This is a genomic window from Neobacillus niacini, from assembly GCF_000759675.1.
Lineage (GTDB): Bacteria > Bacillota > Bacilli > Bacillales > Cytobacillaceae > Neobacillus > Neobacillus niacini_A.
Genome location: NZ_BAWM01000043.1, coordinates 6,574 through 17,651 on the forward strand (window position 1 = coordinate 6,574; position 11,078 = coordinate 17,651).

The 11,078-nt window shown below is 33.3% G+C and carries 13 protein-coding genes and 1 pseudogene; 4 read left to right on the top strand and 10 right to left on the bottom strand.

Annotated features, from left to right (window positions below; all coding sequences use genetic code 11):
* Positions 1–450: 450 nt before the first annotated feature.
* Positions 451–972, bottom strand: a pseudogene (locus tag TR08_RS16920) (GNAT family N-acetyltransferase); the annotation flags it as partial.
* Between the two features lie 276 nt (positions 973–1,248).
* On the opposite strand from TR08_RS16920, the gene TR08_RS16925 reads away from it, so the two are divergent.
* Complete coding sequence (locus TR08_RS16925; protein WP_045520116.1) at positions 1,249–1,839, top strand: TetR/AcrR family transcriptional regulator; 591 nt, start codon at positions 1,249–1,251, stop codon at positions 1,837–1,839.
* Between the two features lie 659 nt (positions 1,840–2,498).
* Here the strand turns inward: TR08_RS16925 and TR08_RS16930 are convergent.
* The gene (locus TR08_RS16930; RefSeq protein WP_045520117.1) at positions 2,499–3,446 is read right to left on the bottom strand and encodes an ABC transporter substrate-binding protein; all 948 of its coding nucleotides are present in this window, start codon (positions 3,444–3,446) and stop codon (positions 2,499–2,501) included.
* A gap of 501 nt (positions 3,447–3,947) precedes the next feature.
* Between TR08_RS16930 and TR08_RS16935 the strand changes: the two genes are divergently transcribed.
* Complete coding sequence (locus TR08_RS16935) at positions 3,948–4,130, top strand: hypothetical protein (protein ID WP_045520119.1); 183 nt, start codon at positions 3,948–3,950, stop codon at positions 4,128–4,130.
* Positions 4,131–4,409: 279 nt separating this feature from the next.
* Here the strand turns inward: TR08_RS16935 and TR08_RS16940 are convergent, their stop codons facing one another.
* Together TR08_RS16940 and TR08_RS16945 are read right to left on the bottom strand one after the other, a co-directional pair.
* Positions 4,410–4,619: a hypothetical protein gene (locus tag TR08_RS16940; protein WP_045520121.1), complete on the bottom strand. Its 210-nt coding sequence runs from the start codon at positions 4,617–4,619 to the stop codon at positions 4,410–4,412.
* A gap of 485 nt (positions 4,620–5,104) precedes the next feature.
* Positions 5,105–5,527 carry a DUF1801 domain-containing protein gene (locus tag TR08_RS16945; protein WP_045520123.1) on the bottom strand — a complete coding sequence of 141 codons (423 nt, stop codon included), beginning with the start codon at positions 5,525–5,527 and terminating at the stop codon, positions 5,105–5,107.
* A 489-nt stretch (positions 5,528–6,016) separates the two neighbouring features.
* Between TR08_RS16945 and TR08_RS16950 the strand changes: the two genes are divergently transcribed.
* Both TR08_RS16950 and TR08_RS16955 read left to right on the top strand, forming a co-directional pair.
* Positions 6,017–6,505: a DUF2975 domain-containing protein gene (locus tag TR08_RS16950; RefSeq protein ID WP_045520124.1), complete on the top strand. Its 489-nt coding sequence runs from the start codon at positions 6,017–6,019 to the stop codon at positions 6,503–6,505.
* 10 nt (positions 6,506–6,515) lie between these two features.
* Positions 6,516–6,734, top strand: coding sequence for a helix-turn-helix domain-containing protein (locus TR08_RS16955; protein ID WP_045520125.1), 219 nt, complete (start codon positions 6,516–6,518; stop codon positions 6,732–6,734).
* Between the two features lie 259 nt (positions 6,735–6,993).
* Here TR08_RS16955 and TR08_RS16960 read toward each other — a convergent pair whose 3' ends face one another.
* The 6 genes from TR08_RS16960 to TR08_RS16990 form a co-directional block, all read right to left on the bottom strand.
* Positions 6,994–7,194, bottom strand: coding sequence for a YolD-like family protein (locus TR08_RS16960; protein WP_045520126.1), 201 nt, complete (start codon positions 7,192–7,194; stop codon positions 6,994–6,996).
* 136 nt (positions 7,195–7,330) lie between these two features.
* Entirely contained in the window at positions 7,331–7,975 is a 645-nt protein-coding gene (locus TR08_RS16965; RefSeq protein ID WP_045520137.1) for a hypothetical protein, read from the bottom strand.
* Positions 7,976–8,169: 194 nt separating this feature from the next.
* On the bottom strand, positions 8,170–8,388 hold the full coding sequence (locus tag TR08_RS16970) for a hypothetical protein (protein WP_045520128.1): 219 nt from the start codon (positions 8,386–8,388) through the stop codon (positions 8,170–8,172).
* A gap of 687 nt (positions 8,389–9,075) precedes the next feature.
* Positions 9,076–9,534 (bottom strand): DUF3955 domain-containing protein, encoded by a 459-nt coding sequence (locus TR08_RS33960; RefSeq protein ID WP_045520130.1) that lies wholly within the window; start codon positions 9,532–9,534, stop codon positions 9,076–9,078.
* Positions 9,531–10,007: an RNA polymerase sigma factor gene (locus TR08_RS16985; RefSeq protein WP_045520132.1), complete on the bottom strand. Its 477-nt coding sequence runs from the start codon at positions 10,005–10,007 to the stop codon at positions 9,531–9,533. Before TR08_RS16985 ends, TR08_RS33960 begins: the two co-directional genes overlap by 4 nt.
* A gap of 339 nt (positions 10,008–10,346) precedes the next feature.
* Positions 10,347–10,841, bottom strand: a complete 495-nt coding sequence (locus TR08_RS16990) for a DUF1572 family protein (RefSeq protein WP_045520134.1) — start codon at positions 10,839–10,841, stop codon at positions 10,347–10,349.
* Positions 10,842–11,078 lie beyond the last annotated feature (237 nt).

Genomic DNA, 11,078 nt, shown 5'->3' on the forward strand with positions numbered 1-11,078 from the left:
TTTAGTTTAAGTGCATTTTTTCACAATCTATCAGTATCAATTTGGTACGGTTATCGTTTAATGTCGCTGTATATTCTTTTCCACCTATGGTTAATTTGATTGATATCCCCATTGTTATTTCCTCAATTTCATGTTACTTTTATATTTTTTAGCCATACTTTTTAATTCCGCAGTTATGTCAAAATCTTCTTTCTGCAATTGTTATGATGTACAAGTTTATTTAACATGCTGTACTCCTCATCAGTCAGGACAATATCAGCTAATTATTGTATATCCTACAACACGAAAACCTTTTTTTCTTAAGAAGCGTATTCCAATATTTTTTTCAAGTGGGTTTGATACAACTAAATGAATATCCTTACTAGGAATTTCATTAAAATTCCTTTTTAAATATGCCAAAGGGATATTAAACTGCTCCTTTAATTGGGTTCTTGTAAATCTATTTGATGGACTATTTCTTAATAGATGTAAAGTGTATTGATCTTTTGAGATTTCATATAGATCATAGATATTTCTATCTGCATTTAATTTCTCGTACATTGATTTTCTTGTTTCATTTGCTTTTACAACATAAGGCAGTTTTTCGGCAGCTTTTATGGATCGGATATTTTCTTTCCGAATCCGCATAAAGACGGATTCAATACCCCGTTCGTAAAATATTTCTTTAAAAAAAGCGTCTTTAGCAGCGCTATTATAACCTTTACCGTGATACGGTTTTCCAAGCCAAGTGCCTAAAAACCCGGAATTACCTTCTATATCGAATAAAGTAATGGTACCGATTGGATACCCCCATTCATCAAGTATCGTCCGGGATATCAATTCCCCTCTCTCTTCTGCCTCAATGGTTTGTTTTGTAATAAATAAAAATTCTAAATATGAACCAGCTTTTTGGCGGACGAAAGGGAAGACATCTGGATGCGTCATGAGTTTGTATAGCTCGATACTTTCATAGAGATCTCGTTTCTTAAGCATGAAAAATCCCTCCTAAGGGGGTGTTCGGTTCGCTAGTTAACAGAACGTTCTACCCTCAACATTTTTTTAGAGTGATAAATCCCATATCATTTTTATTACCTTTATGAATTAATTTGATGTCCCTAAAAATACACACCAATCAATTAATTCTCACATGTATACAATAATAAAGAGAGGCAGTATTTCTGCAATTGCTAAATATCAACGATTCGTGCATTAATGCACAAATCGTTTAAAATTGTGTAATACTTTAAAGAAAGTTTGGTGACTTCCAAAATGTCTAATGTCGATAGAAGAATACTCAAATCTCAAGAAGCGATAAAAAAAGCAGTTATTGAACTAATGTCTGAAAAAAGTTTTGACCAGATTACGATACAAGATATTTCCGACAGGGCAAATGTTAGCCGGAGAACCATCTATCTTCATTATTTGGATAAATTTGATTTGCTGGATAAAATTATTGAGGAACATATTAACGAATTAAGGGAATTGGCTGAATCAGCATCTGAAATGGGTTTTATCAATGGGAATCTAATCTGGTTCGAATACTTTGAAAGTCATTATTTATTCTTTTCAACAATGTTAGTCAGTAAAGGAGCCCCTTCTTTCCGTAGGCAGTTCCTTGAGTTTGTCATGGAAGTGTTAAAGGGTGAAGTGAATTTAACAGAAGGAAAAAATCACGGAATAAATGAAGAGGTTTTTCTTCGATTTATTGCGGGAGCTTATTTAGAAATCGTAGAATGGTGGTTCAAAAATGGAATGCCTTGTCCGCCTCAGATCATTGCGGAACAAGTGGGTGTTTTAATTGAGAGGATTGTATATTTAGATAAAATTACTACTAAAAATTGTGAACATAATCGGAGATAGTTATTGTAACCAAAACGTATATGATGGGTAACAAGCTAAAGGGTGGAAGAGGTCCAAGATGGAAAAATCTTAACGGATGTGTCTGAAAAAATTAGAAGGATATTTATTATTATTATTATTATGAGGAATGATACAACTTCGACAGTAAAATTATATAGTGCCTAGAAAAGCCAACTTTTTCTTAGTAAGGATTGGCTTTTATTAACTTTGTGAAGAAATTCACTTAAACTATCCTGCCCCGTTACTTGCATAAGAAAAAAAGCGATCTCCATTATTGAAGAATCGCCACTGTTAGTGAAGAAGAAATGGTGTCCTAATTCACACAATGATGCCAATGGAAAATTGCAGTAAAAAAACTATCAACAAATTCGTAGATTTATGAACAGCTTGTATATCTCTTGAATACTATATAGTAGACGCGAAGGAAGCACCTTCGGTCAAATTGACTGACTAAGCGATAGTCAGTCCTTTTTTTATTTAACTAAACTCACTCGATAGCACAAGAAGAAAAGGGGCTGCCGAAGCAGTCCTCATCTTTAACTCTTGCACCCGTTAGTTTAAGTACAATGTTTCACAAACTCAAAATAATAAAAAAAATGCAACAAAACTAAACAAAAATATAAATCAAATTATCATTTACATTTTTTTTGAAAGAAATGTTATTCTATGATTTTTTCTACATCATCGATTATTTTGTTTGCAGCCTGAATACCAAGCCCGCTAAGCCATGTATCATATCCGACTTTAAACGTTTTATTATTTTTCACTGCCTCTAGGTTATTCCAAAAAGGGCTATTAGAAAAGGAACTATCTATTATATTCGGTTGTTCCCTTGTAAACCAAAAGATATAGTCACCATCCATTTCCGGTATGGCTTCATTGTTCAATTCTAACGCAAAATCATCTTTTTGCTGGGAAACAGGTCGGGAAAATCCTAGCTCTTCAATTATCGATCCACTGAACGACTGTCTTAGGTAAACCATGACATTTTCAGTGTTAGCTCGTAATAGAGAGATTTCGGTAGAAGTTGCATCCTTCCCCTTAGAACTTTTGTAATTTTCGATTCTTCCATGATAATCATTCAGGAGTTTTTCAGCTTTATCTTCTAACCCAAGAGCTTGAGCCTGTATCTTAAGGTTTTCTTTCCATGTAGTACCGGCAGTTTCAACAATTACTGTAGGCCCTACCGCCTCCAACTGTTCATATAGTTTTTCATGGTATTGCTTGTTACCAAATATCACATCTGGTTTTAATTTAATTATTGCTTCAATATTAGGCTCATACGCAGTACCAATATGTTCAATATCTTCAGTCTGATCTTTTAGGTATTCAGGGAATGGCATATCAAGTTGCATAGTTGGTGCCCCTACAGGAGTAATTCCCAAAGCTAGAACATTATCCAGTGCTCCTGGGTCCAAAACAACTACCCTCTTTGGATCAGTCTTAATTGTCGCCTCTCCCATGGAATGGGTAATAATAATTTCCTCTGAATCTTCCTTTGATTTTTCCTCATCTTCTCTATTCTTTGAGCTTTCTGTTGAACCACATGCTGATAACATTGAAATAACCAATAAAAAGAATAGTAATCTTACAAGTTGATTTTTCACTAATATCTCTCCTCTAATGTCATAAATGAAAATGATTATCACTATCATTTATATCATAAATCCCGAATACCTACCAGTCAAGGAAAAAAGTACAAATTTCTGTAAAACATTATTTTCTCTGACTCATAATGATCTACATGTTCTCAAATAAGAGAGAACACCGTTTTAACAACTACACCATCCCAATTTTCCATTAACAACTTTCTTCAACTATTTTGCGTCTTACCAAAATAAACATAAAAAAAGCCGAATATAAACAAGTTGTGAATAAAACTTTTTTATTTCCCAATGTACTAAGATCATTATTATGGAATAATCGCACCCGTTTGCACAAAAAGAAAATGAGCTGCCGCAGCACCTCATTGTTAAACTCTTGCACCCGTTAGTCATAATGAACGAAACGGCTCCCATCGCTTAACGTAGGTTGCACACTTGGTCATAATGTTACTACCCAAAATAAAAACCAAGTGTAGTGCTACACACGAAAAGGAGCCGAATATTATGAAGGATGTACAAAAATTTGCTGGTTTAGACGTATCTAAAGATACAATTGCTGTTGCGATTGCTGATCCTGGTCGTGGTGAACCTCGATTTCATGGAACTATTCAAAATAAACCCGAAGACATTCGCAAACTTATGAAAAAGTTAGGAAATCCTGACAACTTATTGCAAAAATACAAATAAGGATATATGAAAGCCATTTGATTGTCTATTTTCTAGGTTAAATTGAATAAAAATTGCGTAAACGATACGCAACTTTTATTCAACTAACTTGCATCGTTTGCTTAATAAGAAAAGGACTGCATCAGCAAGCCCAGTTGTTGTAGTAAAGCACCCGTTTGTTGAAGAAGGAATATACGTATAACCCCCCCTTTAGCGCATCCACTTTTATTACCCCTATAAAATAAAAATAGTGCCAACTTCTCTTTAATAGAAATCGGCACTTCGTTTATTCGCTATACGTTATCGTGTAGCTTGTGGCGGTTGGCATACGTCACATTTACGTTGGTTATTATTTTTAAATTTCGTAAATGTTTTTTCAAAGTTGCTACCACATGCACATTTAAATAGTAACTTTTGAGAAAAACCGTGATATTCAGTTGTTAGCAACTTACTTTCCGAATTGTTCTCAACAAATTCTTTAATTTTACCAATTGTCCATCGTTTATTCATTCTCTTACACCTCCATATTTTATCTCTTTGCGGAGGCTTTTCTTGGCATCCGTTCAATTATAAGTAAAAGTCGTAATTATCCTAAGTTCCTCATTATAACATGAGCAGGCACTCAATTAAACAGATGGATGGTATCTTATTAAACTTATCTGCCCGCTTAGCACAAAAAGAAAAGGGTTGCCGCAGTAACCTATTCCTAAAGGACCCACTTTTACTTGAATAAGACTAATATCTCATTTGAGTTATAATTTTTTGTAAACCTGATAAATTCCCTTTTCCTAGAGTAGAGTAATTATCTATATGTTTCTGTACTGCATTTAAAGCTTTCTTATAATAATCCTCGCCAAAATCTTGCCTAATACTTTCAAGCAAAAATTTATTTGTATCATTGTTAAACGCTCTTTAACCTGACCTAGAATAAGAATAAGCAATCCTTCTTTATTGAAGAATCGCACCCGATAGTGGAAGAAGGGGCATCATTCATCTTAAACAACTTTGAGCCACTTTGTTATTACTTCTCTAAGTTTTTCTTCTTTAGCTTTAACATCATTTTTATCAGTAAATTTCATCATAGCTCTGTCAGCTGCTTTCCATTCTAAAATACCACTAGGATCTACAATCAGAGGTTCATTGGTCTTTCGGTCTTTTACCTTAGCACCACAATGAAATACGAGTCGAATAAATCCTTTTCCATGAAGATTAAATGTAATTCGGTCTTCACCTTCATAACAGAAACTAGGGGCATTCCATTTAATATGTTCAGTAATTTTACCATCAGTGCTTAAAATGATATTTCGAACCTCTTCTATTTCTTCTTTAAGTGGATGTTCAAGGTTGTTCATAAATTCTGCTACCTGTTCAGGACCAGACAACTTCTTACTTTCACCTGATTTATTATTTGTTGTCATTCTTACTTAGCCACCTCTTAATATCTTTCTTTGTTTTTATTCTTATTTTCTATATATTACCAAATAAGGTGATTTTATTAAACTAACCTGCTTTAGCACAAAAAACGACTACTCTTTTGAACAATCGCACCCGTAAGTTTAGTGTGCAACACATTACATATTGTGTAATACTCGTTAGTTATATATCTCTGGTTATTAAAAATATTAGAACTCCAAAACAAACAAGTAAAGACCCCAATGTATAATACGTTTGTTTATTCTTAAAATTTTGTATGGCGTTTATTATTGAAGAAAAAGCAGTATTAGGGGAATCCAGATGGGTCTTACTCGGAATATTTGAATGTCCTTCATGAATTTGATCGAAGAAACAAGTATATCGAAGGACTTCATGTAACAATAATAATACAATAAAAAACAATACGAATTTATTGTAAAACGATAAATAAAATGATAAAATCATGTTGTCATTAACTAAGTGAGGTGTTTTAAATGAATGTTAAACGAGGTTCAACCACTTTCTTAAAGGTAATTATTTTTCTGGCTGGAATTGCAGTTCTTGCTTTGTGCATATTTTTGGTGCCTAAGATCGGGATTTTTGCTGGAGAATTGTATCCAGATATTCCTTATATGAAATCTCTCGTTTTAATCGATATGTACGCGGCAGCGATGCCCTTTTACTTTGCTCTTTATCAAGCTTTTAAACTTTTAAGCTATATTGATAAGAACCAAGCGTTCTCGGAATTATCGGTAAAGGCTTTAAAGATTATAAAATACTGTGCCATCACGATTAGTACCTTGTACCTGCTAGGTATGCCACTCTACTATCTCATGGCGAAAAGAATTGACCCTCCAAGTTTCATACCAATCGGATTGGTCATTATTTTCGCCTCTATGGTGATCGCCGTTTTTGCTGCTGTTCTCCAAAGACTTTTACAAGAAGCTATTAATATAAAATCAGAAAATGATTTAACGATCTGAGGTGAATATCATGGCGATTATCATCAATGTTGATGTGATGTTGGCAAAAAGGAAAATGAGCGTAACAGAACTTTCGGAGAGGGTTGGAATTACTATGTCGAATCTTTCCATTCTGAAAAATGGAAAAGCAAAAGCGGTTCGTTTTTCAACATTAGAAGCGATATGTAAGACTTTGGATTGTCAGCCAGGTGATATTTTGGAGTACAAAAGCGACGAAGACACTCAATAAAAACAGACAACAACTTTCTTCAACCAACGGGATTAGATAGTGAAATTAAGATGAAGGGATAGCGATTAAGCTATCCCTTCTATGCGTTTATTATTGTTATTTAATTAGAGAATTCCATTGAGAATTGCATTGATATTAGTGACAAAAAATGTGATGTGATTTGCAATGTTTGCACCTCAAAAGGGAACCCGTTAGCCGCAGCCATCCCTTCTTTAATTTAAGCACCCGTTAATTTAGATAAGATAAAAAACATAAAGGCTTATATTCCGGTTAGCTTTACCGCATGATTGTATTCTGTTGCGTATGCTATACGCAGGTCGAACTCTTCCGTCTGATGTTCGTCTAATATTGGCTTAGCAGTCCGAGCTTGGTCCTTAAACATTTCGCTTGTCATTTCAAAAGCTAGCGGTAAGAATGAAGCTGACTGCCATTTCATTTTACCACGGTCACGAATTGCCATTTAGAATCATCTCCTCATTATCATTATACACGAACAAGCGTTCCGTTTGTGTAAACAAAAAATAAGACCAACATATAAGTGGTCTTTAGTTTTCTTCTTCAACGAACGCAACCCGTTAATTGAAGAAAAGATCTAATTAAAATTCTTTACCCCATTCATCATCTAAAATTACACCATTTTCAGCGATATACTCCATAATAACCGAACCATTTTGCAATTTATCTTCGCTTTTTAGAAAAGATATGAACTCATTGAGAATTTTTTCGTCCCTGTCGCTCCTTTTTTGATGAACAGTAATTCGGATGGTAGGTGCAACATCAAATTCTTTATAACTTTTAGGATTAACAGGGTCAATACCCAATTCTTGCCCAATTTTATCATTGATAATGAAAACATGGAAATCTGTTGCTTTTCCAAAATTCTCTTTAATAAAAGGACGTATTTCAGTTTCTAAATCATCCCCCCATTTATCAGCAATGTATGTGTCAACTATTTGTTCTGTTTCATTATCATAATAAACTAAAAATTCTGTCTTATCTTTCTTATCCCTAACCTTAGCGGCATATTCAAATCCAAAGTTTCCTATATTATCATACAGAGTGTCATATACCTCGAAGTTATCATTAAATTTATCTTCTAAATATTGCTCCGCTTGAATCTTTATCTTTTCCTCTTCATCTTTATCAGGCTTCATTTCTAATACAAAAGCAACTACAAGTAGTCCAATTCCTAATAAGATGACACCCAAAACACCAAGTGTGATTTTTAGAAATTTATTCAAAACATCTCCTCCATCATTTAACATTTTACCCAAAAAAACTAAAATACCTATTAAAGTATCCTGCATCGTTACTTGAAGAAGAAAAAAAGCATTACCCTCGTTCCAGTAATGCACCTGTTTGTTTAAGTACATTTCTTCACAAAAATGAACTACTTCCCTCTAAAACCATTGCCAAAAACTCATTAAATTTTACTTCAATTAGCAGAAAAGCACCACACAATAAGATTCATACTCACTATCCCCCAAGCTGTGGTTCCCACTATCCACCAAACTATGGATTTAGTTGAACTTTTCTTACTTTCCATATTTCTTTTTATAAAAGCGAGCTTACTTTCCATACTTTTTTTCATAGAAGCGAGAACAACAAATCCGATTATAAAGAAACCAACAGTTATCCAAAGTAATAAATCCACTTTTTATCCCCCTTTTTTGTGAATTACTTTCTTTACCTGCTGCGTTAGTTCAATTAATTCTACAAAAAGAGCGTTAATCCCTTCCTGGATTAACGCACCAGTTAGTTCAACAACGACTTTATATACTTCAAAATTAAGTTCCTTCTATGATAAATTATATAGATACATATTTCTTGTTGTAGTTTACCCTCCTGTCACTTCAATAAAAAAAGCATTACCGTTGTTCCAGTAATGCCCCCGTTTGTTCAATAAGAGTCTCTTTAAAAGCGTTCAATCCTTCCTGATTAACACAAACATATATTACAATGAATCGTCTTGTTGTACCTTATCTCTATTTGGCAAAACTGAAGAGATTTTTTTATGTATATCCTGTAATAAGTACAGTCCCCTAAAAATGCTGCCTACAATAATACCGAAGGCAATAACACCAGCGATTTGTGGAGGAATTATCATTAGTAAACTCAACCCTAATATTCCACTAAAAACAATACATAAAAACAACTTCATAACTATCATCTACTACCTGATTAAATAGCTTACAATTTACTATTCCTCTCGAATTGACCAAAATCCTTCTTTCACTAACCTGCCCCGTTAGCACAATAAGAAAACGGGATCGTCGCAGCCATCCCATTTTTAACATAAGCATGCGTTAGTTGTATAAGAAAATTTTTTATTGAAGATGAGTTACTTATTTATTTTTTTACTATAAACAAAAACTAATAATGATACACCGAATGTGAATACGCCCAAAAATCCAATCAAAAATCCCATAGGGATTAAGAAGAAAGGTTCTGAAAGTGTACCATCAGGTAAAACTTTTGAGCCTATTATATTAAAACTTACCAAGCAACCTATACCTGCTAAGATGAATAAACTTCCAAATATATTTAATATGCGAGTTAAGGCTTTATTATATGATTTCATTTTTTCATTTTCCCACTTGTCTGCTATTTTTTTTATAGTTTGTTTCTCGTCTTTTTCGTCTTTTGTAATAATTAATTCACTATCCATTAACTGAAGTTCTTTTTGACACTTTTCACAACTTGATAAATGATCTTCTACAAGTATGACACTTTCTTTGCTACATACACGATCGTGGTAAAGTGGTAATAAATCATTAATTACTTCACAAGAAATTTTCATGTTATGCTCCCCTTTATTTTTGTTTTTGCTCGATAATACGTGACCCTTGCCCAGCTCTCTGTCTTTTCAAATAATTCCCCAATTTGTGAGAATGATAGTTCCCCAAATGTTCTTAAGCTAAAAACTTCTTTATAAGGCTCATTTAGCTCATGCACAAGTTTATGGATTTGAAATGCAGTCTCCTTATTACCTAATCTTTCTTCAAAACTTTTATCATCCGTTATTTTTTCAAGAGTCATATTTTGATCAAAACGAGATTCTTTTTTCAGATGTGTATATAAAGAGTTTTTAGCAATTTGGCACAGCCAAACACTTAATTTACATTCACCATTAAAAGTATCAATACTATTTAGTGCTTTGAAAAAAGTTTCTTGCGTAATGTCTTCTGAAAGAGTTGCATTTTTACATAAAGTAAATACGTATTTATAAACTGTACCAAAATATTGATTATAAACTTCATTAAATTCTGTCACCTTATCACCACGCTTTCAAATGTAAGACTCTTTAAACACAAAAACGTTACAAAAAAAATTAAACTATTATTAGTTGTTTTAAAAATTTAATCTAAGTCCCTACTAAAGTTATTTGGTATAAAATTTCCCTATCAATTTTTGCACCTTTATATTGCCAGTTTTTTTATTGAATAATGCTTTTAATATTCAACTAAGAAATATGCTTCATTAATCAAATTTACTAAATACTTGTGCAACTATCCAGACAAATACTGAAATAGGAGCTGATTGAACATCAGCTCCTTAATAAAAAGTTTTATTGTACAAAAGCACCCAGTTAGTTGAAGAAGTATCAATTTTTTATTTTTTTCGAGGGATAGTTAATGCCTTCCAATCACCTGATTTTAAAATTTTTGCTACATAAATTATTTGCCCAATATGATAAGAATAGTGGTACATTTGGCGTTCAATAGCTTCCATAACTGAATGGGGTTCATTTCGGATGGTAATTATTTTTAAGAGTTGTTCATCTTCAATACTTTTCAATGCGTTAAAAAAGGTATCCCAGCCAAATTCCCACAGTTCCATCATCTGTTCTTTGGTTTGAATATCTCCCACAAATTCATCATCACGATTTCGGTAGGCTTTTTCTCCATCTGTTGTAAGGAAATCAGTCCACCGAGATACCATATTACCACTCATATGTTTCACAATAATGGCGACACTATTGGACTCTTCATTCGGAGCCCAAAATAATTCGCTTTCGGTTAATTGTTCTAAGGCTTTTTCAGCGGTAACTTTTGCATCCATAAATCGTTGAATAACTGTTTTTAAATATTCGCTACCTATATTCATACAATCACCTCACCATAATACCCTTATTTTACCGTATATCCTTATTGAACTCCCTCAGTTTGATACGAATATCTCTTGAATGCTCACTTATTCGCAGGATTTCATAACCCTTGTATTGGGATTTATGGGTAAATTAAATGAGTTCAGATTATTTTGGCTTCGTGAAGGCATAGTTAAATAAAGGAGTTAGCTACTACTCCATATTTTACCATTTAATGTACATCTCCACGCCGCCCC

Bases quoted from the DNA above. Each gene is read 5' to 3' on its own strand.
- TR08_RS16990 (WP_045520134.1), bottom strand. From the start codon at position 10,841: ATGAATATAGGTAGCGAATATTTAAAAACAGTTATTCAACGATTTATG.
- TR08_RS16960 (WP_045520126.1), bottom strand. From the start codon at position 7,194: ATGGCAATTCGTGACCGTGGTAAAATGAAATGGCAGTCAGCTTCATTC.
- TR08_RS33960 (WP_045520130.1), bottom strand. From the start codon at position 9,534: ATGAAAATTTCTTGTGAAGTAATTAATGATTTATTACCACTTTACCAC.
- TR08_RS16945 (WP_045520123.1), bottom strand. From the start codon at position 5,527: ATGACAACAAATAATAAATCAGGTGAAAGTAAGAAGTTGTCTGGTCCT.
- TR08_RS16950 (WP_045520124.1), top strand. From the start codon at position 6,017: ATGAATGTTAAACGAGGTTCAACCACTTTCTTAAAGGTAATTATTTTT.
- TR08_RS16955 (WP_045520125.1), top strand. From the start codon at position 6,516: ATGGCGATTATCATCAATGTTGATGTGATGTTGGCAAAAAGGAAAATG.
- TR08_RS16925 (WP_045520116.1), top strand. From the start codon at position 1,249: ATGTCTAATGTCGATAGAAGAATACTCAAATCTCAAGAAGCGATAAAA.
- TR08_RS16940 (WP_045520121.1), bottom strand. From the start codon at position 4,619: ATGAATAAACGATGGACAATTGGTAAAATTAAAGAATTTGTTGAGAAC.
- TR08_RS16935 (WP_045520119.1), top strand. From the start codon at position 3,948: ATGAAGGATGTACAAAAATTTGCTGGTTTAGACGTATCTAAAGATACA.